The organism is Streptomyces sp. W16 (assembly GCF_033194735.1).
Lineage (GTDB): Bacteria > Actinomycetota > Actinomycetes > Streptomycetales > Streptomycetaceae > Streptomyces.
This window is the reverse complement of record NZ_JAWOAI010000077.1, coordinates 1-25,580: the sequence shown is the minus strand read 5'-3', so window position 1 is coordinate 25,580 and position 25,580 is coordinate 1. Positions and strand designations below refer to the sequence as shown.

Sequence of the window (25,580 nt, the reverse complement as noted above, 5' to 3'; positions counted from 1 at the left end):
GTGAGTGGGGGCGTGGGTGGGGGCGTGAGTGGGGGCGTGGGTGGGGGCGTGGGTGGGCGCATCCGTCGTGGATGCGTCCGTCGTGGATGCGTCCGTCGTGGGTGCGCGGCTGGGAACTCATGAGCTGCCTCCGTGTCCTGCGGCGGCCGGAGCGGCCGTCCGAGTCGACAATGCGCGCATCAACGGACGTATCCCATTCGGCATTTGACGAATCTCCGGCGCTCCGGGACACGGCCGGGCGTAGATTCACGGCAGGCGAGAACCGGCCACCGGGAGGCCGCCATGACCCCACCCTTCACGACAGCCGAGGTCCATCTGCGGCGGATGGCGGACATCCTGGCCGAGGCCAGGCAGGACGCCTCCGACGCCGTACCCCCGGAGTCCCTGCTGCTCGGTCTGCAGCGTCTGGTGCCGTGCGACTGCGCCTGCTTCTCCGAGCTGGACGTCCCGACCCGGATCCACGTCAACGAGCAGGAGACGCCGTACGACGACTGGGGCGACGTGGGCGGCGACGCGACGCTGGAGGGCTACTGGCGCTGGCGGCACCAGCATCTGCAGTGCGTGGAGGTCGCGCGGGTGCACACCAGCCCCCAGGTCACGCAGATGACCGACTTCATGCCCCTGCGCGAGCTGATGCGCCTGCCGATCTACACGGAGCATCTGCGGCCGTTCAAGTGCATCGCCGCCGTCGCCCTGCCCACCGCCCCGGGCCGTACCCGTGTCTACCAGTTCTTCCGCAAGGACCCGAAGCCGTTCAACGACCACGAGATGACCACGCTCGGCCTGCTGGCCCCGCACCTGTACGCCATCTACCAGGAGGCCGCCCTCCGACGCCGTTCCCCGGTGCGGCTGACCCGTCGCGAACTCGACGTCCTGCGCTGCGTCGCGCGCGGTATGAGCACCCCGCAGATCGCCGAGCAGCTCGTCGTCTCGACCGGCACCGTCCGCAAGCATCTGGAGAACGCCTTCAACCGGCTCGGCGTCTCCAGCCGCGTCGCCGCGGTGGCTCGCGTGTTCCCGGAGGCGGAGGCGGTCTGAGCGGGCGACCGACGAGTTCCCGCGACGGGCGCGGTCCCTGGTCCCTGGCCGGCGATCCGCGCTTTCGTGTTCGCTGTGGCGCCCCGCACGGTTTTCGGCTTCGGTAAGGGGAAGCCGTTCAGCCAGACGCGGTGGCGGTTCGAGTGACGTGCCTGACAAAGGAGTCAAGCCATGGACATGACCCTCGAAGTGATACTGCTGCCCGTCTCCGACGTGGACCGGGCCAAGGCGTTCTACCAGGACAAGGTCGGTTTCCACGTGGATCTCGACGGCGAGGTGATGGAGGGCGTGCGGATCGTGCAGCTGACGCCGCCGGGGTCCGGGTGTTCGATCGCGCTGGTCGACGGCTTGCAGGTGCCGACCGGGACGCCGCAGCCGGGGACGTACCACGGCATGCAGCTGTGCGTGCAGGACGCGAAGGCGGCCTACGACGAGCTGACCGCGCGCGGGCTCGACGTCAGTGAGCCGGTGCAGTTCGCGCCGCAGGACGGCGCCACCTTCATGTACTTCAAGGACCCGGACGGCAACGGCTGGGCGATCCAGGAGTACCGGAAGCGGGCCACCGAGCCGCTGCACCAGGTGCTGGCCCAACTGGCCGGGCCGCAGCAGTAGTTCGCCACCAGCAGTAGTTCATCTCTTCTTCATCCATCGGGTTGGGAGCGGTGGGATGCGGGCATTTTGGCGTGTGCATGCTCTGTCCGCACCGTCACCCCCGTCCTCCCCCCACCCGGAGGTTGAAGTGTCCGGCAGTTCTGGCAGTTCGCGCAGTTCCGGAGGTTCCGGCGGTTCCGGCGGTTCCGTTGGTTCCGTTGGTTCCGGCGGTTCCGTTGGTTCCATGTACCGCCGCAGCCGCACCGTCGTGGCGTCCGCGCTCGCCTTCTCGGCAGCCGCCGTCGGGGTCTGGACAGGTTTCGGCACCGCCTCGACCGCGCACGCCGCGACCGGGGTGCCGACCCCGGACCACGTAGTCGTCGTGGTGATGGAGAACCACGCCTACAGCCAGGTCATCGGCTCCTCCAGTGCCCCCTACATCAACTCGCTCGCGTCCGGCGGCGCCGCCCTCACCCAGTCGTACGGGATCACCCACCCGAGCCAGCCGAACTACTTCGCCCTGTTCTCCGGCTCCACCCAGGGCATCACCAGCGACAGCTGCTACACCGCCGGCTTCTCCTCGGCCGCGAACCTCGCCTCCGAGGTGACGGCGGCGGGCGGCACCTGGGCCAGCTACAACGAGACGCTGCCCAGCCAGGGTTCGACGACATGCAGCAGCGGCAACTACGCGCGTAAGCACAACCCCTGGTTCGGTTTCTCCAACGTCGCGACATCGACGGCGAAGACGTTCACGCAGTTCCCGACGGACTACACGACCCTCCCCGACATCTCCTTCGTGACGCCCAACCTGTGCAGCGACATGCACGACTGCTCGGTGGCAACGGGCGACACCTGGCTGAAGAACAACCTTGGCGCGTACGCCACTTGGGCCAAGACCCACAACAGCCTGCTCGTCGTCACCTTCGACGAGGACAACCTGCTCAGCGGCAACCGCATCCCGACGGTCTTCTACGGCCAGCCGGTGACCGCGGGCGCCACGTCCTCGACCACGTACAACCACTACAACCTGCTGCGGACCCTGGAGGACTCCCAGGGCCTGACCACCCACGCGGGCAACGCGGCCTCCGCCGCAGACATCACCGGCATCTGGGCGTCCTGAGATGTACGTGGCGGACAGCCGCGCCAACGCCGAACCAAGTGCCGGGGGTACTACGGGTACTACGGGTACTGCCCGTAGTACCCGTAGTACGGCGCGGGTGTCCGCCGTCGTCGCCCCCACGGTCTTCGCACTCGGCGCGGTCAGCCTGATCACCGACGTGTCGTCCGAGATGGTGACCGCGGTGCTGCCGCTGTACCTGGTAACGGGCCTCGGTCTGTCACCGCTGGGCTTCGGTGTCCTGGACGGCATCTACAACGGCTTCTCGGCACTCGTCCGCCTGGCCGGCGGCCACCTCGCCGACCGGGGCGGCGGTCGCCACAAGTGGGTGGCGGGCGCGGGCTACGCCGTCTCGGCGGCCTGCAAGCCTCTCCTCCTCCTGGCCCACACCCTCACCCCCATCGGCCTGATCCTGGCCGCCGACCGCACGGGCAAGGGCCTGCGCACGGCACCCCGCGACGCGCTGATCTCCCTGTCCTCCACCCCGGAGAACCGCGGTCGTGCCTTCGGCGTACACCGCGCGATGGACACAGCGGGCGCGCTGCTCGGCCCGCTGGTGGCGTTCCTGATCCTGCGGGCGACGGTCGACGGGTACGACGCGGTGTTCACGGTGAGCTTCTGTGTGGCGGTGGTGGGGGTGCTGGTGCTGGTGTTGTTCGTGCCGGGCGGCAAACCACCGGCACGGGTGACTTCGAGCCGCCCCACCCTCCGCGCCGCCTTCGCCCTCCTCGCCCGCCGCGACCTGCGCCGCATCACCGTCTGCGCACTCCTGCTCGGCCTGGCGACGGTCAGCGACTCCTTCGTGTACCTGCTCCTGCAACGCCGCCTCGGCGTCCCCGACCGCTGGTTCGCCCTGCTCCCCCTGGGCACGGCGGCGGCTTTCCTCCTGCTCGCCGTACCACTGGGCCGCCTGGCGGACCGCGTAGGCCGCTGGCGGGTGTTCCTGGCCGGCCACGGCGCCCTCCTCACGGCGTACGCCCTGCTGCTGACCTCCTGGCACGGCACGGCCCTCCCCTACGCAGTCCTCCTCCTGCACGGCGGTTTCTACGCGGCGACCGACGGCGTACTGATGGCGGCGGCCTCGGACAGCGTGCCGGAGGAACTGCGCTCGTCGGGCCTGGCGCTGGTCCAGACAGGCCAGGCGGCAGCGCGGTTCGTGTGCTCGCTGGGCTTCGGGGCGGCGTGGACGCTGTGGGGCGACCGTACGGCGCTCATGGCATCGGCGGTGGCGCTGGCGATCTGCGCGGCGTTCGCGCTGACGCTCCGCCCCGGCCGATCAGTACTGGAGCCTTCCCGATGACCCTGCGCAACCGCATCCTGATCCTCGCCACGGCGATCGTCCTGCTGGCAGGGATCGCCGTCGCCTCGGTACTCCACGCGTCGGCGCGTGCCGGGCAGCGGGACCAGGTCCAGCCCGACGGCCCACAGGTCACCGCGGGCCGGGTCACCCTCACGTCCCCCGGCACCATGGTGTTCCGCAACATGGCCTGGGGCCCCCACCGAGACGAACTCACGACGGTCCCGGCCTCCAACCCCTCCGGCCCACGCACGGCCTCCGGCCTCAAGTGCCTCCGCTTCTACGCCAGTTCAGGCACCGGAGTCTGCCTCCAGGCAGTCCACGGCACGGTCACCGACACCTACCGCGCCTTGATCCTCGACGCCCACCTCAAGGAGAAGGCCCGCTACGACGTCCCCGGCATCCCCTCCCGAGCCCGGGTCTCCCCTACGGGCCACTACGCGGCGTGGACGGCGTTCGTCGGCGGCGACTCGTACGCGGGTACGAACTTCTCGACGCGGGCGGCGATCGTAGACACCCGGACGGGTCGGCTGATCCCGTCCCTAGAGTCATTCCGCGTCCTCAAGGACGGCCACGCCTACCACGCGGCCGACGTCAACTTCTGGGGCGTGACCTTCGCGGCGGACGACCGCATGTTCTACGCGACGCTGGCGACGAAGGGCAGCACGTACCTGGTCAGGGGCGACCTACGCGCTCGGACGGTCACCACGATCCACACGAACGTCGAATGCCCGTCCCTCTCCCCCGACGGCACGCGCATCGCCTTCAAGAAACGGGTGAAGGGCCTCCCGAAGGACGCCCCGTGGCACCTGTACGTCCTGGACCTGCGGACGATGCGCGAGACGCCGCTGGCCGAGTCACGGAGCGTGGACGACCAGGTGGTGTGGCGGGATGACGGGATGATCGTCTATGCGCTGCCGGGGGACTACGGCGCAGACCTGTACGAGGTTCCGGCGGACGGGACGGGAAGGGCTCGGCGGATCAGCACGGCGGCGGTGTCGCCGGCGTATGTGAAGTAGGGCGAGCGGGCCGCGGAACCGGCAGGTTGGGTGAATACGGGTCAGTTGGGGGCTGGGGGTTCTAGGCTCGGTGGTTCAGTGCGGTGGTGGCTGGACTCGGGGGATGTGGGATGGGCTGCGTAGGGGCGCCTGACGGGCCGTGGTTCGTCAGTCATGCGGGGGCGGACCGGGCCTGGGCGGAGTGGGTGGCGTGGCAGCTGCTCGACGCCGGGTTCCAGGTGGAGTTGGACTACTGGGACTGGGGCGCGGGTGACAACTTCGTCCTGAAGATGAACACCGCGCTGGAGCAGGGGCGCTTTCTGGCGTTGTTCTCGCCGGCCTACTTCGAGCCGGAGCGGTTCACCACTCCCGAGTGGACCGCCATCGTGGCGATGAAAGAGAGGATCACTCCGGTACGGGTGGCCGAGGTGGTCTCGCCGGCGATCCTGCGCCCCATGATCAGCCGGGATCTGTTCGGGCTGGGCGAAGACGCCGCCCGCCGGACGCTGCTGGAGGCGGTCAACGGGCCGTCCCGGCCGACCAGTCCGCCCGCCTTTCCCGGGGCTTCGCCGGCCTTTGCCGGGGCGTTGCGGCAGTTGGGCGGGAGCGGGCCGCGCCTTCCCGGCTCACTGCCCCGGGTGTGGAACTTGCCTGCACGCAACGCCTCCTTCACCGGCAGGGACTCCCTGCTGGTCCGGCTGCGGCAGACGCTGGCAGCGGGCGGACGGGTGGCAGTGCAAGCGCTGCACGGGCGGGGCGGGGTCGGCAAAACCCAGCTCGCGATCGAGTACGCACACCGCTTCGCCGGCGAGTACGAACTCGCCTGGTGGATCGCGGCCGAGGACCCCGCCCTCATCCCCGACCAGCTCGCCCAGCTCGCCACCCGCATCGGCGCCGCACCCGCCGACGCGCCCACCACCGACGCCGTGGACGCGCTGCTGGGCGAGCTGCGCACCCGCTCCCGCTGGCTGCTGGTCTTCGACAACATCGAAGACCCCGCCGCACTGACCCCCCACCTGCCGGGCGGAGGCGGCCACGTACTGATCACCTCACGCAACCCGCACTGGCACACCCACGCCACCCCACTGAACATCGACGTCTTCACCCGCACCGAATCCCTCACACTGCTGCAGGCCCACGGCGCGGTCCTGGACGAGACCGACGCCGACCACCTCGCCCGGGACCTTGACGATCTTCCGTTGGCCCTCGCCCAGGCCGCAGCGCTTGTTGCGGACGGCCTGTCAGCGGCCGACCTGAGCACCGAACTGGCCCGCAGCACGGCCGCAGTCTTGACCGAGGGTCGCCCCTCCGGCTATCCCGTCTCGCTGGCCGCGCAGGTCCGCCTCACCACCGCCCGCCTGGAATCCGACCACCCAGGGGCAGCCGCCCTGCTGTCCGCCCTGGCCCTGCTGGCGCCCGAGCCCTTCCCCGTCACCGCCTGCGCCGGCCACCTCCCTGACAACGCCTCCACCCCTCTGACCGAGGCCCTGACCACCCGCCTCGCCGCCCACGCAACCCTGCGCGCCATCACAGAGCACAGCCTGGCCCGGACCCAGGACGGCACCATCCAGCTCCACCGCCTCAACCAGACCGTCCTGCACGACCAGCTCACACCCGACCAACGCGAGAAGGCGAGCCAGGACGCCGAAGCCCTACTGACCGCAGCAGCCCCCAGAGATGTCAGCCTTCCCTCGACATGGCCCGTTTGGCGGGTACTGCTGCCGCACCTCCTCACGGTGGACCCGGACCTCATCACCACTGAGGCAGGACGGGATGCGGTCCGCGACGCCTGCTGGTACCTGATGGATCGCGGCCAGACTTACACCGCCCGGGACCGCCTCCAGCAGCTGTACGAATTCTGGTCCCGGCAACTCGGTCCGGACCACGAGGGCACACTATGGACCGCCCAGTACCTCGCCCACGCCCATGCCGATGTCCGGGACCTTGCGCGGGCCCGCGACCTGGATGAGGACACTCTTCGACGCCGCCGCCGTCTCCTCGGCGAGGACCACCCCGACACTCTGGCCAGTGCCAACAACCTGGCCCTCCGGCTGGCGGCTCTGGGGCAGCCGGAGGAGGCCCGCACACTCGCTGTAGACACCCTGAACCGACGGCGGCGAGTCCTCGGCGACGACCACCCCGACACCCTGACCACCGCCTCCAACCTGGCTGCTGATCTGGCGGATGTGGGACAGCTGGAGGAGGCCCGCACCCTGGATGAAGACACCCTGAACCGACGGCGACGGATTCTCGGCGAAGACCACCCCGACACCCTAACCAGCGCCAACAACCTGGCCCTCCAGCTGGCGGATGTGGGGCAGCCGGAGGAGGCCCGCACACTCGCTGTAGACACCCTGAACCGACGGCGGCGAGTCCTCGGCGAAGACCACCCCGACACCCTAACCACCGCCAACAACGTGGCCGTCCGGCTGGCGGCTCTGGGGCAGCTGGAGGAGGCCCGCACTCTGAATGAAGACACCCTGAACCGACGGCGGCGAGTCCTCGGCGAAGACCACCCCAACACCCTGAGCAGCGCCAACAACCTGGCCATCCGGCTGGCGGCTCTGGGACAGTGGGAGAAGGCCCGCACACTCGCTGTAGACACCCTGAACCGACGGCGACGGATCCTCGGCGAAGACCACCCCAACACCCTTCACACCATGGAGTTCCTGGAACGCTTGGATCAGGGGCGGCAGGACCCCGGCGCCGAAGAGTGATCAGGCAACTCACCCTCCCCACAACACAAGTTGCGCGATCTCGGTCCATGGACGTCCATGGACGACGTCCGCGAATCCCTCCGAGGGCGCCGCCCCGACGTCGAATGCCCCCAGAGCAGCAAAACGCCACAGGGCCGACGGTCAACATCCGTCGGCCCCACGTGCCAAACCCAGCAGGAAACCCGCCCCGCCCTACCCCCTACAGCACCGGCAAGTTCTTCCGCAGCTCGAACGCGGTCACCTCAGACCGGTACTCCTCCCACTCCTGCCGCTTGTTCCGCAGGAAGAAGTCGAAGACGTGCTCGCCGAGCGCCTCGGCGACGAGGTCACTCCGCTCCATCAGAGTCAGGGCCTCGCCCAGGTTCTGGGGCAGCGGCTCGATGCCCATCGCGCGGCGTTCCGCGTCGGAGAGGGCCCAGACGTCGTCCTCTGCGCCCGGCGGGAGTTCGTAGCCCTCTTCGATGCCCTTGAGGCCGGCGGCGAGGAGGAGGGCGTAGGCCAGGTACGGGTTCGCGCCGGAGTCCAGGGAGCGGACCTCGACCCGCGCCGAGCCGGTCTTGCCGGGCTTGTACATCGGGACGCGGACCAGGGCCGAGCGGTTGTTGTGGCCCCAGCAGATGTAGGACGGGGCCTCGCCGCCGGCGCCGGCCGTGCGCTCGGAGCCGCCCCAGATGCGCTTGTAGGAGTTGACCCACTGGTTGGTGACGGCGGAGATCTCCGCCGCGTGCTTCAGCAGGCCCGCGATGAAGGAGCGGCCGACCTTGGAGAGCTGGTACTCCGAGCCGGACTCGTAGAACGCGTTCCGGTCGCCCTCGAAGAGCGAGAGGTGCGTGTGCATGCCCGACCCCGGGTGTTCCGAGAACGGCTTCGGCATGAACGTCGCCTGTACGCCCTGCTCCAGCGCCACCTGCTTCATGACCAGGCGGAACGTCATGATGTTGTCCGCCGTCGAGAGTGCGTCGGCGTAGCGGAGGTCGATCTCCTGCTGGCCGGGGGCGCCCTCGTGGTGGGAGAACTCGACCGAGATGCCCATCGACTCCAGCATGGTGATCGCCTGGCGGCGGAAGTCCATGCCCACGTTCTGCGGGGTGTGGTCGAAGTAGCCGGAGTTGTCGGCGGGGGTGGGGCGGGAGCCGTCGAGGGGGCGGTCCTTCAGGAGGAAGAACTCGATCTCCGGGTGGGTGTAGAAGGTGAAGCCCAGGTCGGAGGTCTTGGCGAGGGCGCGCTTGAGCACGTAGCGCGGGTCCGCGAAGGACGGGGAGCCGTCCGGCATGAGGATGTCGCAGAACATACGAGCCGTGCCGGGGGCCTCTGCGCGCCAGGGCAGGACCTGGAAGGTGGAGGGGTCCGGCTTGGCGATCATGTCGGACTCGTACACGCGGGCGAAGCCCTCGATCGCGGAGCCGTCGAAGCCGATGCCCTCGTCGAAGGCCTGTTCCAGCTCGGCGGGGGCCACGGCGACGGACTTGAGGAAGCCCAGCACGTCCGTGAACCACAGCCGTACGAACCGGATGTCGCGCTCCTCCAACGTCCGGAGCACGAACTCCTGCTGCTTGTCCATCTTCCGCTTCCCCATCCTTGCTGGTCAGGCCGCCTGTCCTCGTACCGCAGGAGGCGGTCGGGCACCTGAGCATCCCACCACAACACCATTTCGTGCGCGTTGCCGACCTTGATCGACCGGCCGTCCTCGGGCTGAACGGCTCACGAACGGCAGGTGTCCCGCGCTGATGCCCATGTGATGCCCATCTGCTGACCATCTTGCCTGCTCGGACTGACATTCGTAATGCCTGGCCCGGGGCACTTCGCACTCTTCCGCGGTCTTTGCTGTGGGCGCCCTACGAGAACCCTTTACTCCCCCACTACGATCAGCGGGTCCCGACCTTCCCGTCCCTTCCCCCAAAAGGACACACATCTCATGGGTTCCGCGAAGAACACCGGCAACGCGGCGCGCAAGGCCCGCATCGAGGAGATGCGGCGCGCCGAGCAGGCTCGCGAGCGACGCGCCAAGCTCGTGAAGATCGCGGCGAGCACGGTGGTGGTCGCCGGTCTCGTCGTCGGCGGGGTCGCCGTCGTGCACGCGCAGTCCGGCAAGAAGGACAGCTCCGCGAGTGACTCCAAGAGCGGCGGTTCGGGGCACTTCGTGGCCGGCTCGGACGGCGTGAACACGTGGAAGGGGACGCTGGGCCGCACCCACGTCACCGGCACGGTGAGCTACCCGATGCACCCGCCGGTCGGCGGCAACCACAACCCGGTCTGGCTGAACTGCAACGGCGATGTCTACGCCAAGGCCGTCAAGGACGAGAACGCGGTGCACGCGCTGGAGCACGGCGCGGTCTGGGTGACGTACAACAAGAAGGCCTCGGCCGCCGACGTCAAGGCGCTCGCGGCCAAGGTGAAGTCGACGCCGTACTCGCTGATGAGTCCCTACGACAGCCAGAAGGACCCGATCACGCTGTCGGCGTGGGGGCACCAGCGCACCGTGAAGAGCGCGAGCGACCCGGACGTGAACAAGTTCTTCGCCGAGTTCGTGCAGGGCAAGCAGACACCCGAGCCGGGTGCGGCCTGCACGGGTGGGCTGTCGCAGTGAGGCAGGTGGGACTCGTCGCGGGGGCCGCGGCGGTGGCGCTCGTCGCGGCCGGCGCGATCACGTACGCGGTCGCCGAGGACGGCGGCGGATCGGCCAACTCCGCTACTCCTACGGCCGATTCGGCGGACGCCGGGTTCGCGCGGGACATGGCGGTGCACCACCAGCAGGCCGTCGAGATGTCGTACATCGTGCGGGATCGTACGAAGAACGTGGAAGTGCGGCGGCTCGCATACGACATCGCGCAGACGCAGGCCAACCAACGGGGCATGCTGCTGGGCTGGTTGGACCTGTGGGACCTGCCGAAGGTGTCGGCCGATCCGCCGATGACCTGGATGGGCATGGGTGACATGGCGTCCGGGAAGGACGGCGCGCTGATGCCGGGGATGGCGACCAACACCGAGCTGAAGAAGCTGAATTCGCTGAGCGGCAAGCCCGCCGAGGTGTTCTTCCTGCAGCTCATGACGGACCATCACAAGGGCGGGATCCACATGGCCGAAGGGTGTGTGGAGAAGTGCCGGGTGGGGGTGGAGAAACGGCTGGCGCAGGGGATGGTCGACGCGCAGCAGTCGGAGATCCAGTTGATGGCCGACATGCTCAAGGCGCGTGGCGCAAAAGCGCGTTCGTAAAGCATCCCCGGTCGTTCGTTACATGCCCGTAAGGAAAAAACCACCCAATTCGCCCTGGCTGACGGTTCCTTGGGTTTCTCTTGACTTTCGCGTTCCCCTGGCATGAACGGTTCATCGAAAGAGTGGCCCCCATCGTGTGATCCATCCACGGACCCTCCCGCCGCAGGTTCCGTGCGGATCCCGGATGACCGACCACTCCATGCGTCGAACCGCATAGCAGGGGGTTTTATGAGATCCAATCGCGCCACCATGCGCGCCGGCGTGAGCATGGCAGCGACACTGCCCATGATCGCCGGCGCTCTGGCGCTCGGTATACCCGCGGCGCACGCCGCGGACACCCCGGGCCGGGACTCGCTCGCGGGCACCAAGCCCGCGTGGGCGACGGCCAAGGCGGACAAGGGAGCCACCTCCGACAGCTCCAAGGTCTCCGCCCGGGTCTACCTCGCCGGCCGGAACGCCTCCGGCCTCGCGGCGTACGCCAAGGCCGTCTCCGACCCGGAGTCGGCTCAGTACGGCAAGTACCTGAGCGCCGCTCAGGTGCAGCAGCGCTTCGGCGCCACGACGGCCCAGGTGACCGCCGTCAAGTCCTGGCTGAAGTCCGCCGGGCTGAAGGTCACCGGCACCACGCAGCACTACGTCACCGTCTCCGGTGACGTGGCGGCGGTCGAGAAGGCGTTCAGCACCTCGCTGCACAACTACTCGAAGGGGTCGAAGACCTACCGCGCCCCGTCGAAGACGGCCTCCGCGCCGGACAGCCTCAACGGTGCCGTCCTGACCGTCACCGGTCTCGACAACGCCCCGCACAAGGCGAACCACGACGACACGCTGCCGGGTCCGACCGCGGTGTTCAAGAACTCGGGACCGTTCTCCTCGTACTACGGCTCCAACACCGCGAGCACCCTGCCCTCGGCTTACGGCCAGAAGATCCCGTACGCGATCGAGGGTTACACCGGCAAGCAGCTGCGGGCGGCCTACGGCGCCGGCAAGTACACGGGCAAGGGCGTGCGCGTCGCCATCACCGACGCCTACGCCTCGCCGACCATCGCATTCGACGCGGCCACCTACGCGAAGAAGCACGGCGACGCCACCTGGAAGACCAGTCAGCTGAAGCAGGTTCTGCCCAGCGACTACACGCACACCGGCGCCGACGAGTGCGACGCCTCGGGCTGGTACGGCGAGGAGACCCTCGACGTCGAGGCCGTGCACGCGGTGGCTCCGGACGCGAACGTCACGTACGTGGGCGCCGCCTCCTGCATGGACGACGACCTGCTCGACTCGCTGAGCAAGATCGTCGACAACCACCTGGCCGACATCGTCTCCAACTCGTGGGGCGACATCGAGGCCAACCAGACCCCGGACCTCGCGGCCGCCTACGACCAGGTGTTCCAGCTGGGCGCGGTCGAGGGCATCGGCTTCTACTTCTCCTCCGGTGACAACGGCGACGAGGTCGCCAACACCAAGGTGAAGCAGGTCGACACCCCGGCCAACTCGGCGTGGGTGACGGCGGTCGGCGGTACTTCCCTCGCCGTCGGCAAGGGCGACAAGTACCTGTGGGAGACCGGCTGGGGCACCGAGAAGGCCGCGCTGTCGACCGACGGCAAGAGCTGGACCAGCTTCCCCGGCATCTTCACCTCGGGCGCGGGCGGCGGCACCAGCAAGACCGTGGCCGAGCCCTTCTACCAGAAGGGTGTCGTCCCGGACGCGCTCGCCAAGGCCAACAGCGCCACCGGCAACCGTGTCGTCCCGGACATCTCGGCGATCGCCGACCCGAACACCGGCTTCAAGGTCGGCCAGACGCAGACCCAGTCGGACGGGTCGGAGTCGTACAGCGAGTACCGGATCGGCGGCACCTCGCTCGCCTCCCCGGTGATCGCGGCGGTCCAGGCCCTGGCCCAGGAGGCGCGCGGCGGCAAGGCGATCGGTTTCGCCAACCCGTCGATCTACGCCAAGTACGGCACGAAGGTCTACCACGACGTGACCGACAAGCCGACCGGCACGGACCTCGCGGTCGCCCGCGTGGACTTCGCCAACGGCTTCGACGCCACCGAAGGCCTGCTGACCTCGGTCCGCAGCCTCGGCAAGGACAGCTCGCTGTCCGCGGTCAAGGGCTACGACGACGTGACCGGCGTGGGCACGCCCGCGAACGGCTACGTCGAGTCGTTCGTCTCCCCGAAGGGTCACCACTGACCCGGTAGGCGGTAGGCGAGTCACCTGTTGATGGGGTGGCGTGGGGTGCACGACACCCCGCGCCACCCCATCGCGTCGCTCTGACGATTACACTGACTCCGTGCCTCCACTGAACTTCTGGTCGATCTATCAGCACGGCTTCGCCCGCGTCGCCGCCTGCACGGGTCACACCGTGATCGCGGACCCGCACGCCAACGCCGAAGCGGTCCTGCGCCACGCCCGCCGGTGCGACGAGGAGGGCGTCGCCGTCGCCGTCTTCGCGGAGCTGGGCCTGTGCGGCTACTCCATCGAGGACCTGCTGCTCCAGGACGCGCTGCTCGACCAGGTCGAGGAGGCGCTACGGGACGTGGTGACGGGCTCGGCGGACCTGCTGCCGGTGCTGGTCGTCGGCGCCCCGCTGCGGCACCGCAACCGGATCTACAACTGCGCGGTGCTGGTGCACCGGGGCCGGATCCTGGGCGTCGTACCGAAGTCGTACCCGCCGAACTACCGCGAGTTCTACGAGCGCCGCCAGATCGCCGACGGGGCGGACGAGCGCGGCGGTTCGATCCGTGTCGGCGGGGAGGAAGTCCCCTTCGGCGTGGACCTGTTGTTCGCGGCGCGGGACGTCCCGTCGCTCGTGCTGCACGCGGAGATCTGCGAGGACATGTGGGTGCCGGTGCCGCCCAGCGCGGAGGCGGCCCTCGCCGGCGCGACCGTCCTCGTCAACCTCTCCGGCAGCCCCATCACGGTCGGCCGCGCCGAGGACCGCAAGCTGCTGTGCCGCTCGGCGTCCGCGCGCTGCCTCGCCGCCTACGTCTACGCGGCGGCCGGCCTCGGCGAGTCGACGACGGACCTGTCCTGGGACGGCCAGGCCATGATCTACGAGAACGGCGCGCTGCTGGCCGAGACCGACCGCTTCCCGCTCGGCGACGAGTACGCGGTGGCCGACGTGGACCTGGACCTGCTGCGGCAGGAGCGGCAGCGGATGGGCACGTTCGACGACAACAGGCGTACCCATCGGGCGCGTACCGGTGATTTCCGCACGGTCTCCTTCGAGTTGAACCCCCCGCTCACCGACTTGGGGCTGCGCCGGCGCCTGGAGCGGTTCCCGTTCGTGCCGGCCGACGCGGAGCGCCTCGCGCAGGACTGCTACGAGGCGTACAACATCCAGGTCGAGGGCCTTCAGCAGCGGCTCGCGGCGATCGGTGGCCCGAAGGTCGTCATCGGGGTCTCCGGGGGCCTGGACTCCACGCACGCGCTGATCGTCGCCGCGCGGGCCATGGACCGCGCGGGCCGTCCGCGCAGCGACATCCTCGCCTGGACGCTGCCCGGCTTCGCGACCAGCGACCACACCAAGGACAACGCCCACGCGCTGATGCGGGCCATCGGCGTCACCGCGGCCGAGCTGGACATCACGCCGACGGCACGGCTGATGCTGAAGGAGATGGGCCACCCCTTCGCCTCCGGCGAGCCGGTGTACGACATCACCTTCGAGAACGTGCAGGCAGGCCTGCGCACGGACTACCTGTTCCGGCTCGCCAACCAGCGCAACGGCATCGTGCTGGGCACGGGCGATCTGTCCGAGCTGGCGCTCGGCTGGTCCACGTACGGCGTCGGCGACCAGATGAGCCACTACAACGTCAACTCCGGCGTGCCGAAGACCCTGATCCAGCACCTCATCCGCTGGGTCATCAGCAGCGACCAGTTCGACGAGGAGACCGGCAAGATCCTCGCCGCGATCCTCGACACGGAGATCAGCCCCGAGCTGGTGCCGGGCGAGGAGATGCAGTCGACGGAGTCGAAGATCGGCCCGTACGCGCTGCACGACTTCACGCTGTTCCATGTGCTGCGGTACGGGTTCCGGCCGTCGAAGATCGCGTTCCTGGCGTGGCACGCGTGGCACGAGGTGGGCGGCGGGGCCTGGCCGCCGGGGTTCCCCGAGGCGAAGCGGGTGGCGTACGAACTGCCGGAGATCCGGCGGTGGTTGGAGGTCTTCTGCCGGCGCTTCTTCGGGTTCGCGCAGTTCAAGCGGTCGGCGATGCCGAATGGGCCGAAGGTTTCGGCGGGGGGTTCGCTGTCGCCTCGGGGGGATTGGCGGGCGCCGTCTGATGGGTCGGCTACGGCTTGGCTGCGGGATTTGGAGCGGTTCGACTAGTCGGGTGCGGGTCGGTTTGAGGGTGAACCCTCAAACCGACCGTAAACGGGTGGTGGGTGGGCGGGCCGAGTCAGGGGTGCAACGCCGGTGCCTGTTCGGGGACGTGGGCTGCGACCACGCGTTCGCGGCCCGGTACCGCTCGGCGCCGGTCCACGCTCCACGCCGTAGCGGCAACTCCCAGTCCCAGTACGGCCAATACCGCGCCGGCCAGCGCAGGTGACGTAGCGCCGAAGCCTGCCGCCAGGGCCAGGCCGCCGATCCAGGCGCCGCCCGCGTTCGCCAGGTTGAAGGCCGCCTGGTTTGCGGAGGAGGCCAGGGACGGGCCTGCTGCCGCCTTCTCCATCACCATCAGCTGGAGCGGGGAGCCCGTCACGAACGCCGCCACGCCCAGCAGGACGACCGCGAGCGCCGCGCTCCACTCCGTGGTCATCAGGAGGGGGAACAGGGCCAGGACCGCGGCCAGGGACACCAGACCGCCGAAGAGCGTGCCCCGGAGGGAGTGGTCCGCCAGCCGGCCGCCCACCAGGTTGCCTGCCGTCGCGCCTACGCCGAACAGGGCCAGCAGGAGCGTCACGCTGCCGTCGGCGAAGCCCGCCGCGTCAGTGAGCATCGGGGTGATGTAGCTGTAGGCCGAGAACAGGGCTCCGAAGCCTGCCACCGTCGTGCCGAGGGCCAGCCAGACCGGGAGGGAGCGGAGAGCCGCCATTTCGCGGCGCAGGCCCACCGTCGGCGCGTGTGCGTGGTCGTGCGGGATCAGCAACGCCAGCGACGCTATCGCCGCCAGGCCGATGACGCTCACCGCGAGGAACGTGGCCCGCCAGCCCAGGTGTTGGCCCATCAGCGTGGCGGCGGGCACGCCCACGATGTTGGCGACCGTGAGGCCCAGGAACATCAACGAGACGGAGCGCGCCTTGCGTTCGGGCGCGACCATGGTCGTGGCGACCACCGCTCCTACGCCGAAGAAGGCGCCGTGCGGCAGGCCGCTCAGGAAGCGGGCGACGAGGAGGGAGTCGTAGCCGGGCGCGAGGGCCGAGAGGGCGTTTCCCGCCACGAACAGGACCATCAGGCCGATGAGGACGGTGCGGCGGGACAGGCGGGCGGTGACCGCCGCGAGCAGCGGAGCGCCGATGACGACCCCCAGCGCGTACGCCGAAACCAGGTGTCCCGCCGTGGGGATCGAGACGTGGAGGTCGTCCGCGACCTCGGGCAGCAGGCCCATGATCACGAATTCGGTGGTGCCGATACCAAAAGCGCCGACGGCCAGAGCGAGCAGGGCCAGGGGCATGGAAGTGCCTGTGCCTTTCAAGGGAGAGCGGAGTTCCGTACTGCCAAGCTTAAGTTCAGTTACGGAACAAAGACTCCCAGGCCCCCTATTCCACGAGGTTAAGAGCTCGTGTCGAGGTTCACACGGGCCGCGATCGGGAGGTGGTCGCTGCCGGTCCTGGGGAGGGTCCACGACGTCACCGGTTCGACTCCCTGGACCATGATCTGGTCGATCCGCGCCATCGGGAACGACGCCGGCCAGCTGAACCCGAAGCCGTCGCCCGCAGCGCCCTGCGTGGAGCGCATCTGGGAGGTGACGGCGTTCAGCGAGCGGTCGTTCATCGTGCCGTTCAGGTCGCCGAGGAGGATCTTCCGCTTCAGCGGCTCGCCGGCGATGGCCTCGCCGAGCGCGTCCGCGCTCGTGTCGCGCTGCCGGGCGGTGAAGCCGGCTTCGAGCTTCACCCGCACCGAGGGGAGGTGGGCGACATAGACCGCGATCTGTCCCTCGGGGGTGGTGATGGTGGCCCGCATCGCGCGGGTCCAGCCCAGCTTTATGTCCACGGCCTTGACGCCGGTCATCGGGTCCTTGCTCCACAGGCCGACCGTGCCCTCGACCGCGTGGTACTTGTACGTCGACGCGAGTGCCTTCTCGTATGTCGGGACCGCCGAGGCCGTCAGCTCCTCCAGGGCGACGACGTCCGCGCCGGACGCCGCCACGTCACGGGCCGTACCGGCCGGGTCGGGGTTGTCGGCGTTGACGTTGTGCGTGGCCACGGTCAGGTCGCCGCCGGTGCCGGTCTTGTCGGTGAGCAGCAGCCCGCCGAAGAGGTTCAGCCAGACGACCGCCGGGAGCACGACGGCGATCAGCGCGGTCGCCGACTTGCGGAACAGGCCGAGGGCCAGCAGCAGCGGGATCGCGATCCCGAACCAGGGCAGGAAGGTCTCCGTGAGGCTGCCGAGGTTGCCGATCCGGTTCGGGATGTGTGAGTGCAGCAGCATGACGAGGGCGAGGAGGATCGCCAGCGCGGCGAGGATCAGGCCCCGGCGCCAGATCCTCCGGTCGCCCCGCCAGCCGTCGAGCAGTCTGTTCCGCAGGCGCCGAAGTCGGTTTCCGCGCGACTCGTCCCCCGAGCCGCCGTCGTCCGTCTCCGCCACATACGCCTGCTGTGCCATACCGTCGCCTCACTACCTGCCGTGCACACCATCGTCCCCGCGCCTACGACCCTAGGGGATGATCGGTTCCGATCCGCCGTCCCATGACGGCCGTACGGGCACGAGGACGAACAAGTCGGCACCGTGAGTTCCGGATACCGGCCCGTGGGCAGGGGTTGTGACGAGACGCGCACATTCGGGCACGGCGCACTTCGACTACGAATCGGCGGGCCGCAGGGCCACCAGCACGGTGTCCACGAGGAGTTCGGACAGCCCCTCGGGGAGGTCGGCGTCGGCGCGCATCACGGTGCGCAGGAGCATCGGGCCGACCAGCATGTCGTTCATCAGCTCGGCGTCGAGGTCGGTGCGGAGTTCGCCGTTCTCCTGGCCCCGGCGCAGCAGTTCGACCTGCTTGCGGCGGCGGGGTTCCACGACGGTCGCGTTGTACGCGGCCCACACCTTCGGGGCGCTCTTCATCTGCGCGTACACGTTGTGCAGGAGCGCCGAGGACCGGGTCATCAGGCCGCGCTGGCGCAGCTGTTCCATCATGGCGACGAGGTCGTCGCGCAGGGAGATGCCGGGCAGTTCGGGGTCGTGCGGCTCGGCCTCGCGGACGACGTCGACGAAGAGTTCCTCCTTGCCCGGCCAGCGGCGGTAGATGGTGGCCTTGCCGACACCGGCGGTGCGGGCGATGCGCTCGATGGAGAGTTCGGCCAGGGGCACGCCTTCCTCCAGGAGCTTCATCACGCCCTCCGTGATGGCGCGTTCGACGGCCTCGCTGCGCGGGCGTCCCCTGGTGGGGGCGCACTGCCGCGTTCCGTTGTCGGCAAGGCTCACTTCACTCCGTCCCTTCGTCGTCCCCCCGTTCCCCGCTGTGGTGATTGTCGTCGCTATTCGCCTACGACGACCAACTCCTGCTCCTCCTTGCCCTCCTGACGGACCGTCGGCTTCCCGGGCAGGAAGAGGAAGGCGACCACCGCGCCGACGACCGCGACGCCCGCGCCGCACAGCGCGGTGACGTGCATGGCGTGCAGGAAGGCGTCATTGGCCGGGGTGATCAGGGCCCTGCCCTGCGGGCCGAGCTTCGCGGCGACACCGAGGGTGGCCTCGATGGACTCACCGGCGGTGTCGCGGAGGGCGGCCGGCACCGAGCCGAGCTTGCCCTCGATGCCGTTGCGGTAGGCGGTGGACAGCACCGAGCCGAGTACGGCGATGCCGAGGGCGCCGCCGACCTGGCGGAAGGTGTTGCTCAGGGCGGACGCGGAGCCCGCCTTCTCGCGCGGCAGGGCCTGCATGATGACGACGCTGGTCGGGGTCATGACGTGTGCCATGCCCGTGCCCATGAGGAAGAAGATGACCTCCAGGACCCAGATCGGCGTGCCCGCGTCGAGGGTCGCGAAGGCGCCGAGCATCCCGGCGAGCAGCACGAGGCCGACGCCCGTCGTGACCTTGTGGCCGAACCGGTCGACGACCAGCCGGGCCCGCGGCGCGAAGATCATCTGCGCGGCGGCCAGCGGCAGCATCAGCAGACCGGTCTGGAGCGGCGAGTAGCCGCGCACGCTCTGGGTGTAGAAGACCGAGAAGAAGGTCACGCCCATCAGCGCGAAGAAGACCAGCCCCATGGCGGCGATCGCGGCCGAGAACACTTTGTTCTTGAAGTACGTGACATCGATGGACGGGTGGTCGCTGCGCTTCTCGAACCACACGAACCCGGCGAGGACCACGACGCCGGCGAGGATCGTGGACAGCACCTTGGGCGCCGTGAAGTCGGCCAGCTCGCCGCCCTCGATGATGCCGTAGACCAGCAGGACGAGGCCTACGACGGACAGGACGACGCCGACCGGGTCGAGGCGGCCGGGCTTCGGGTCGCGGGAGTCGGGGACCAGCCAGATCATCAGGGCGAGCGCGACGATCACGATCGGCACGTTGATCAGGAAGACCGAGCCCCACCAGAAGTGGTCGAGGAGCACACCGCCGGTGATCGGGCCGATCGCGATGGCGAGGCCGACGCCGCCCGCCCAGATGCCGATGGCCTTGGGCTGCTCCTCGCGCTCGAAGACGTTCATGAGGACGGCGAGGGTGGCGGGCATCACGAACGCGGCGCCGAGGGCCATCAGGGCGCGGAAGACGATGAGTTGGGTCGGCGAGCCGGATTCGGCGGCCAGCGCGGAGCCGACGCCGAACACGACGAGCCCGCCGAGCAGGACCTTCTTGCGGCCGAGCCGGTCGCCGAGGAGACCGGCGGTGAACAGCAGGCCGGCGAAGACGAGGGTGTAGGCGTTGATCGCCCACTCCAGCTCGCTCTGTGTCGCGCCCAGGCCGGTCGGCGCCGGGGTGGAGATGGTCTTGATGGCGACGTTGAGGATCGAGTTGTCGAGCACCACGATCAGCAGGCTCAGCATCAGCACGCCGAGGATCGCCCAGCGGCGACGGTGCACCGCTTCGGGTATCCGGGTGCCCGGGACGGGTGGAGTGGTCATGCGGTCCAGACTAGGGAGTCCCGGACGCATTTCGATACGAGACCGTGCCGTATCGTAAATGTTTTACTCAGACCTTACGCATGCCTCCTTACGTGACGTGGGTGACGTGGGCCCCTCTGGCCCTCCGTGACACGAGGTGCCACCATGGAGGGGATCTGGGGACGCCGTAAGGGTGCCTCAAGATGACTGAAGGAGCCGTTGCAATGACGCAGCTTTCGGCTGCCCAGACTGTGAAGAACAGCTCCTCCGACGGCAGCAAGGCGCTGTACGGAGGCAAGGGCACACGCCGTATCACCGTTCGCGACATCGCTCTCGCCAAGGAACGCGGCGAGAAGTGGCCCATGCTCACCGCCTACGACGCGATGACCGCGTCCGTCTTCGACGAGGCCGGGATCCCGGTCATGCTCGTCGGCGACTCGGCGGGCAACTGCCACCTCGGGTACGAGTCGACCGTGCCCGTCACGCTGGACGAGATGACCATGCTGTCCGCCGCGGTCGTACGGGGCACGCAGCGTGCGCTCATCGTCGGCGACCTGCCCTTCGGGTCCTACCAGGAGGGTCCGGTGCAGGCGCTGCGCTCGGCGACCCGGCTGGTGAAGGAGGCCGGGGTCGGTGCGGTGAAGCTGGAGGGCGGCGAGCGGTCGCACGAGCAGATCCGGTTGCTTGTCGAGTCCGGGATCCCGGTCATGGCGCACATCGGTCTCACTCCGCAGTCCGTGAACTCGATGGGGTACCGGGTGCAGGGGCGGGGCGAGGAGGCGGCTCAGCAGTTGCTGCGGGACGCGAAGTCCGTGCAGGACGCGGGGGCGTTCGCGGTCGTACTGGAGCTGGTTCCGGCGGAGTTGGCGGCCGAGGTGACGCGGGTGCTGCACATTCCTACGGTCGGGATCGGGGCGGGGGCGGAGACCGACGCCCAAGTCCTGGTGTGGACCGACATGTTGGGGCTGACGGGCGGGAAGATGCCGAAGTTCGTGAAGCAGTACGCCGATCTGCGTTCGGTCATGGGCAACGCGGCGAAGGCGTTTGCGGAGGACGTGGTCGGCGGAACGTTCCCCCTTGAGGAGCACTCGGTCCACTGACCGGTTCAGAGCCACTGCGGCACTACGCAGCCCCGCCGATCTTCCCCCGTCGGCGGGGCTGCCCCGTTGCTGGGGGCTCCGCCCCCAGACCCCCGGCCTATGCCCACCCACCACCCGTTTACTGTCGGTCAAAAGGTGAACCTCCAAAACACCCGAGACGGGTGGGTGGGTGGGAAAAAGGGGCCTGTGCACGGGCCGTCGGTCACCTGTAGGCCGCTGTCGGTGGGATGTCGGTGTTCTGTCGGCAGACGCTGGCACTGTCATCGGCATGACGCGAATCGACAACACTCCCAGCGGCACGGCGGTCACCGTGCGGGGGCTGGTCAAGCACTACGGCGAGACCAAGGCGCTGGACGGCGTCGACCTGGACGTCCGGGAGGGCACCGTGATGGGTGTGCTCGGGCCGAACGGTGCCGGTAAGACCACCCTCGTACGCATCCTGTCCACACTGCTCGCCCCGACCTCCGGCGAGGCCACCGTCGCCGGCTACGACGTCCTGCGCCAGCCCCGCCAGCTGCGCCGGGTGATAGGCCTCACCGGCCAGTACGCCTCGGTGGACGAGAAGCTCCCCGGCTGGGAGAACCTCTACATGATCGGGCGGCTGCTGGACCTGTCCCGCAAGGACTCCCGGGCCCGCGCCGACGAGCTGCTGGAGCGGTTCTCGCTGACGGATGCCGCCAAGCGGCCCGCCAGTACTTACTCCGGCGGTATGCGGCGACGGCTCGACCTCGCCGCGTCGATGATCGGGCACCCGCAGGTGCTGTTCCTCGACGAACCGACCACCGGCCTGGACCCGCGCACCCGCATGGAGGTGTGGGACGAGGTGAAGTCCATGGTCGGCGGCGGCGTGACCGTGCTGCTCACCACCCAGTACATGGAGGAGGCCGAGGCGCTCGCCTCCGAGCTGACCGTGGTGGACCACGGCAAGGTCATCGCGAACGGCGGGATCGACGAGCTGAAGGCGAAGGTCGGCGGACGGGCGCTGCGCATCCGGCCGACAGATCCACTGCAACTACGGCCACTGGCCCACGCGTTGGACGAGCTGGGCATCACCGGACTCGCCACCGTCACCGTAGACGTGGAGAGCGGCACCGTCCTGGTGCCGATCCTCAGCGACGAGCAACTGACCGCCGTGGTCGGCGCGGTGAGCGCCCGCGGCCTCACCATCGCCTCCATCTCCACCGAACTGCCCAGCCTGGACGAGGTGTTCCTGTCCCTCACCGGCCACCGCGCCAGTGCCCCACAGGACACCGTGCCCACCCAAGACCGCGAGGAGGTCGCCGTATGAGCGCCATCGCTGTGCACCCCGTCGACGCCGCGGCGGACCCCCGTATCCCCCTGCGCAACCACCTGCGCCACACCGGCGCCCTGATCCGGCGCAACCTGCTGTGGATCCGGCAGGACCCGGAGTCGATGTTCGACGCCATCCTGTTCCCGGTCATCTTCACGCTGCTGTTCGTGTACGTCTTCGGCGGCTCGATCGGGCAGTCGCTCGGCGGCGGGCAGGAGGCGTACGTGCAGTACGTCGTGCCCGGGCTGCTCGCCATGATGGGCATGAACATGGCCCAGGGAGTGGGCACCGGCTTCAACACCGACTTCCACACCGGGGTCATGGACCGGTTCCGGTCGCTGCCCATCGGGCGCGCCTCGGTGCTGATCGCCAAGATCTCGGTCGAGATGATGCGGATGCTGGTCGCGTCCGCCGTGCTGATGGTCGTCGGTGTCCTCGTCGGCTTCCACATCCACCACTGGCTCGGCATGTTCGCCGCGATCGGGCTGTCCGCGGTGTTCGGCTCGGCCCTGATGTGGGTGTTCCTCACCCTCGGCGTGACCATGAAGTCCGCGCAGTCCGTGCAGGCCATGGGCTTCCTGGTGCTGATGCCGCTGCAGTTCGGCTCGTCGATCTTCGCGCCGACCGGGTCGATGCCGGGCTGGCTGCAGAACTTCACCGACTACAACCCGCTGTCCGCCCTGGCCGACGCGGCCCGCGGGCTGATGGTGGGCGGCCCGGTCGCCCACGGCACGCTGCTGACGCTGGCCTGGTCGGTGGGGCTCACCGCGGTGATGGCCCCGATCTCGATCTACAAGTTCCGCACCAAGACCTGACCCGGCCGTGCGCCTCATCGGGCGGTACGGCTCACGGGCCGCCCGTCCCACCGGGTTCGCGTCGGCTCACACCAGGGCGGCGGCCTCCTTCGCGGAGAGGCTGCCGCCTTCGGCGTACTCGGCCGCGGACGCCTCGTAGGCCGCGTCGCCGAGCGCGCCGCGCGCGTGCCGTTCGGCCTGGCGGTAGACCTCGCGTTCCATGAAGGTCGCGACATGCCCGGGCGGCAGCAGCGCCCGCGCCGCGACGAGGCAGCGGACGCCGTCCCTGGCCCGGTCGCCGCCGTCGAGCTCGGTGAGGGGGATCGCGGCGATCCCCAGGTACAGCGAGGTCATGTGCGGGGCGATGGCCTCGGACAGCGGGTCACCGGCCCGCTTCAGCGCCTTGCGGATCTTGTCCAGGGCCTCCTCGTACTCGCCGTCGAGCGCCGCCACCCAGGCCTCCGAGCCGAGGATGAACGAGTCGAAGACGATGAAGTGCGCGATGTGGAACTCCTCGCGCAGCAGCCGCAGTTCCTCGCGTGCCTCCGGGATCCGGCCGGACGTGGCGAGGCGGCCCGCGAGGAACATCCGGGCGGCGGGCATCGCCTCGCTGCTCACACCGTTCGGCCGGTCGATCACCTCGCGCAGGATGCGCTCGCCGCGTTCGAACTCTCCCTCCTCGATGAGCACACTGCCGAGCCGGGCGCCCAGTACGGCCGTCTGCCCGTGGGCGCCGAGCCGTTCGGCGTGTTCGATCGCGGCCTGGTAGTCGGTGGCGGCGAGCCGGTACTGGCCGGTGCGCTCCCGGGCCTCGGCGCGGGCGGAGAGCGCCTCGGCGATGCCCCAGGTGTCGCCGATGCGGCGGAAGATCTCCAGCGACTCGTCGGCGTCCCGGGCCGCGTCGCCCGCCCAGTCGGTGCGGTTGGCGAGCATGTTGGCGCGCATCTGGAGGGTGGTGGCGAGCTCCCACTCCATGCCGGGGGTGGTCCGGCAGGTGTGGACGTCGGCGTCGAGGATCGCGGGCAGCCGCTCCACGCTGCCGCTCAGCATCACGGCGAAGAACCAGAACATGCCGGGCGTACGGCAGGTCTGCGGCAGGCCCGGTTCGTAGACCTGGGCGATGACCCCCAGCTTCTCCTTCGCCGCCGGCGCCTCCCAGGCGTCCAACTCCGTGTCCATACAGGCGAGATGGGCGAGATGGAGGCCGCGCCGGGCCTCGGCGAGGAGTTCTCCGGTGAGCGGGGGCGGGACGTCGGTGCAGCGCTGCCAGACCGGGGCGGCGCGCTGGACGGGGGCGGCGAAGGGGTCGGGGCCCAGGGCCATGACCTCACGGCACCAGTTGCGGGCCTCGATACGGACGTCGCGCATCTGCCAGTACCAGATCAGCGACAGGACAAGACAGATGGCCTCCTGTTCGTCGCGCTCGGCGACGGCGTGCCGCAGGGCGGTGCGGAGGTTCTCGTACTCGCGCTCCAGCCGCTCCACGGCGGCGAGTTGGCCGGGGCCGCGCAGCAACGGGTCGGTGGTGCGGGCGAGTTCGCGGTAGTACGTCAGATGGGCGCGCTCGGCGCGGGGGCGGCGGCCGGACTCGGCGAGCCGTTCGCCCGCGTACTCGGCGACGGTCTCCAGGAGCCGGTAGCGCATCTCCCCCTCACCCGAAGGGGCCGCCACGACAAGGGACTTGTCGACGAGGGAGCCGAGCGTCTCGAACGCGACGGGTCCGCACACGGCCTCGGCGGCGGCGAGGTCGCAGCCGCCGGCGAAGACGGACAGGGTGCTCAGCACCTCCCGTTCGTCCGCGTCGAGCAGGTCCCAGGACCAGTCGACGACGGCCCGCAGGGTCTGCTGACGGGGCAGCAGCGTACGGCTGCCCGAAGTGAGCAGCCGGAAGCGGTCGTCGAGCCGGTCGGCGATCTGACGCGGCGTCAGCATCCGTAGCCGGGCCGCCGCCAGCTCGATGGCCAGCGGCATCCCGTCGAGCCGCCGGCAGATCTCGGCGCAGGCCTCGATGTCGTCCTCGACCGCGAACCCCGGCCGGGCCGCCGCGCCCCGCTCGGCGAGCAGCCGTAGCGCGACGGGGTCGGGCAGGGGCTCCACCGGGCGCAGCAACTCCCCCGGTACGCCCAGGGGTTCGCGGCTGGTGGCGAGCACGGTGAGCTCGGGGCAGCGCTCCAGCAGGGCTTCCACGAGGCGGGCGGCGGCGTCCACGACGTGCTCGCAATTGTC

The 25,580-nt window shown here is 69.6% G+C and carries 18 protein-coding genes and 2 pseudogenes; 14 read left to right on the top strand and 6 right to left on the bottom strand.

Features of this window, described 5'->3' with window-relative positions; genetic code table 11:
* Positions 1–282 precede the first annotated feature (282 nt).
* From R6V09_RS13295 to fxsT, 7 genes and pseudogenes are all read left to right on the top strand, one after another.
* Positions 283–1,038 carry a helix-turn-helix domain-containing protein gene (locus R6V09_RS13295; protein WP_317881604.1) on the top strand — a complete coding sequence of 252 codons (756 nt, stop codon included), beginning with the start codon at positions 283–285 and terminating at the stop codon, positions 1,036–1,038.
* A gap of 60 nt (positions 1,039–1,098) precedes the next feature.
* A pseudogene (locus R6V09_RS13290) lies at positions 1,099–1,185 on the top strand (pyridoxamine 5'-phosphate oxidase family protein); the annotation flags it as partial.
* Between the two features lie 24 nt (positions 1,186–1,209).
* Positions 1,210–1,650: a VOC family protein gene (locus tag R6V09_RS13285; protein ID WP_317881603.1), complete on the top strand. Its 441-nt coding sequence runs from the start codon at positions 1,210–1,212 to the stop codon at positions 1,648–1,650.
* Positions 1,651–1,873: 223 nt separating this feature from the next.
* On the top strand, positions 1,874–2,749 hold the full coding sequence (locus R6V09_RS13280) for an alkaline phosphatase family protein (protein WP_317881602.1): 876 nt from the start codon (positions 1,874–1,876) through the stop codon (positions 2,747–2,749).
* 1 nt (position 2,750) lies between these two features.
* Positions 2,751–4,046 carry an MFS transporter gene (locus tag R6V09_RS13275; protein ID WP_442810046.1) on the top strand — a complete coding sequence of 432 codons (1,296 nt, stop codon included), beginning with the start codon at positions 2,751–2,753 and terminating at the stop codon, positions 4,044–4,046.
* Complete coding sequence (locus R6V09_RS13270) at positions 4,043–5,062, top strand: TolB family protein (protein WP_317881600.1); 1,020 nt, start codon at positions 4,043–4,045, stop codon at positions 5,060–5,062. The genes R6V09_RS13275 and R6V09_RS13270 overlap by 4 nt, the downstream gene beginning before the upstream one ends.
* Before the next feature lie 110 nt (positions 5,063–5,172).
* Entirely contained in the window at positions 5,173–7,758 is a 2,586-nt protein-coding gene (gene fxsT / locus R6V09_RS13265; RefSeq protein ID WP_317881599.1) for an FxSxx-COOH system tetratricopeptide repeat protein, read from the top strand.
* A gap of 199 nt (positions 7,759–7,957) precedes the next feature.
* Here fxsT and glnA read toward each other — a convergent pair whose 3' ends face one another.
* Positions 7,958–9,319 carry a type I glutamate--ammonia ligase gene (gene glnA / locus R6V09_RS13260; protein ID WP_093631824.1) on the bottom strand — a complete coding sequence of 454 codons (1,362 nt, stop codon included), beginning with the start codon at positions 9,317–9,319 and terminating at the stop codon, positions 7,958–7,960.
* Between the two features lie 354 nt (positions 9,320–9,673).
* Here glnA and R6V09_RS13255 point away from each other — a divergent pair, with 354 nt between their 5' ends.
* From R6V09_RS13255 to R6V09_RS13240, 4 genes are all read left to right on the top strand, one after another.
* Positions 9,674–10,345 carry a DUF3105 domain-containing protein gene (locus R6V09_RS13255; RefSeq protein WP_317881598.1) on the top strand — a complete coding sequence of 224 codons (672 nt, stop codon included), beginning with the start codon at positions 9,674–9,676 and terminating at the stop codon, positions 10,343–10,345.
* Positions 10,342–10,971, top strand: coding sequence for a DUF305 domain-containing protein (locus R6V09_RS13250; protein ID WP_317881597.1), 630 nt, complete (start codon positions 10,342–10,344; stop codon positions 10,969–10,971). Before R6V09_RS13255 ends, R6V09_RS13250 begins: the two co-directional genes overlap by 4 nt.
* A gap of 228 nt (positions 10,972–11,199) precedes the next feature.
* Positions 11,200–13,158: a S53 family peptidase gene (locus R6V09_RS13245; RefSeq protein WP_317881596.1), complete on the top strand. Its 1,959-nt coding sequence runs from the start codon at positions 11,200–11,202 to the stop codon at positions 13,156–13,158.
* A 100-nt stretch (positions 13,159–13,258) separates the two neighbouring features.
* Positions 13,259–15,295, top strand: coding sequence for an NAD(+) synthase (locus R6V09_RS13240; RefSeq protein WP_317881595.1), 2,037 nt, complete (start codon positions 13,259–13,261; stop codon positions 15,293–15,295).
* A 70-nt stretch (positions 15,296–15,365) separates the two neighbouring features.
* Here the strand turns inward: R6V09_RS13240 and R6V09_RS13235 are convergent, their stop codons facing one another.
* From R6V09_RS13235 to R6V09_RS13220, 4 genes and pseudogenes are all read right to left on the bottom strand, one after another.
* Complete coding sequence (locus R6V09_RS13235) at positions 15,366–16,580, bottom strand: MFS transporter (RefSeq protein ID WP_317881594.1); 1,215 nt, start codon at positions 16,578–16,580, stop codon at positions 15,366–15,368.
* 98 nt (positions 16,581–16,678) lie between these two features.
* Positions 16,679–17,630: pseudogene (locus R6V09_RS13230) on the bottom strand (endonuclease/exonuclease/phosphatase family protein).
* 296 nt (positions 17,631–17,926) lie between these two features.
* On the bottom strand, positions 17,927–18,547 hold the full coding sequence (locus tag R6V09_RS13225; RefSeq protein ID WP_317881592.1) for a TetR/AcrR family transcriptional regulator: 621 nt from the start codon (positions 18,545–18,547) through the stop codon (positions 17,927–17,929).
* 53 nt (positions 18,548–18,600) lie between these two features.
* Positions 18,601–20,190, bottom strand: coding sequence for an MFS transporter (locus R6V09_RS13220; protein ID WP_317881591.1), 1,590 nt, complete (start codon positions 20,188–20,190; stop codon positions 18,601–18,603).
* A gap of 203 nt (positions 20,191–20,393) precedes the next feature.
* On the opposite strand from R6V09_RS13220, the gene panB reads away from it, so the two are divergent.
* The 3 genes from panB to R6V09_RS13205 all read left to right on the top strand — a co-directional run bounded on the left by panB (position 20,394) and on the right by R6V09_RS13205 (position 23,375).
* A complete protein-coding gene (panB, locus tag R6V09_RS13215) occupies positions 20,394–21,269 on the top strand; it encodes a 3-methyl-2-oxobutanoate hydroxymethyltransferase (RefSeq protein ID WP_317881590.1) in 876 nt (291 codons plus the stop codon).
* Positions 21,270–21,537: 268 nt separating this feature from the next.
* Entirely contained in the window at positions 21,538–22,557 is a 1,020-nt protein-coding gene (locus R6V09_RS13210) for an ATP-binding cassette domain-containing protein (RefSeq protein ID WP_317881589.1), read from the top strand.
* The gene (locus tag R6V09_RS13205; protein WP_317881588.1) at positions 22,554–23,375 is read left to right on the top strand and encodes an ABC transporter permease; all 822 of its coding nucleotides are present in this window, start codon (positions 22,554–22,556) and stop codon (positions 23,373–23,375) included. Before R6V09_RS13210 ends, R6V09_RS13205 begins: the two co-directional genes overlap by 4 nt.
* Before the next feature lie 66 nt (positions 23,376–23,441).
* Here the strand turns inward: R6V09_RS13205 and R6V09_RS13200 are convergent.
* On the bottom strand, positions 23,442–25,580 hold a 2,139-nt coding region (locus tag R6V09_RS13200), incomplete at its 5' end, for an ATP-binding protein (protein WP_442810045.1).

Coding starts and splice junctions, on each gene's coding strand:
- R6V09_RS13295 (WP_317881604.1), top strand. CDS start 283: ATGACCCCACCCTTCACGACAGCCGAGGTCCATCTGCGGCGGATGGCG.
- R6V09_RS13285 (WP_317881603.1), top strand. CDS start 1,210: ATGGACATGACCCTCGAAGTGATACTGCTGCCCGTCTCCGACGTGGAC.
- R6V09_RS13280 (WP_317881602.1), top strand. CDS start 1,874: ATGTACCGCCGCAGCCGCACCGTCGTGGCGTCCGCGCTCGCCTTCTCG.
- R6V09_RS13275 (WP_442810046.1), top strand. CDS start 2,751: ATGTACGTGGCGGACAGCCGCGCCAACGCCGAACCAAGTGCCGGGGGT.
- R6V09_RS13270 (WP_317881600.1), top strand. CDS start 4,043: ATGACCCTGCGCAACCGCATCCTGATCCTCGCCACGGCGATCGTCCTG.
- fxsT (WP_317881599.1), top strand. CDS start 5,173: ATGGGCTGCGTAGGGGCGCCTGACGGGCCGTGGTTCGTCAGTCATGCG.
- glnA (WP_093631824.1), bottom strand. CDS start 9,319: ATGGACAAGCAGCAGGAGTTCGTGCTCCGGACGTTGGAGGAGCGCGAC.
- R6V09_RS13255 (WP_317881598.1), top strand. CDS start 9,674: ATGGGTTCCGCGAAGAACACCGGCAACGCGGCGCGCAAGGCCCGCATC.
- R6V09_RS13245 (WP_317881596.1), top strand. CDS start 11,200: ATGAGATCCAATCGCGCCACCATGCGCGCCGGCGTGAGCATGGCAGCG.
- R6V09_RS13235 (WP_317881594.1), bottom strand. CDS start 16,580: ATGCCCCTGGCCCTGCTCGCTCTGGCCGTCGGCGCTTTTGGTATCGGC.
- R6V09_RS13220 (WP_317881591.1), bottom strand. CDS start 20,190: ATGACCACTCCACCCGTCCCGGGCACCCGGATACCCGAAGCGGTGCAC.
- panB (WP_317881590.1), top strand. CDS start 20,394: ATGACGCAGCTTTCGGCTGCCCAGACTGTGAAGAACAGCTCCTCCGAC.
- R6V09_RS13210 (WP_317881589.1), top strand. CDS start 21,538: ATGACGCGAATCGACAACACTCCCAGCGGCACGGCGGTCACCGTGCGG.
- R6V09_RS13205 (WP_317881588.1), top strand. CDS start 22,554: ATGAGCGCCATCGCTGTGCACCCCGTCGACGCCGCGGCGGACCCCCGT.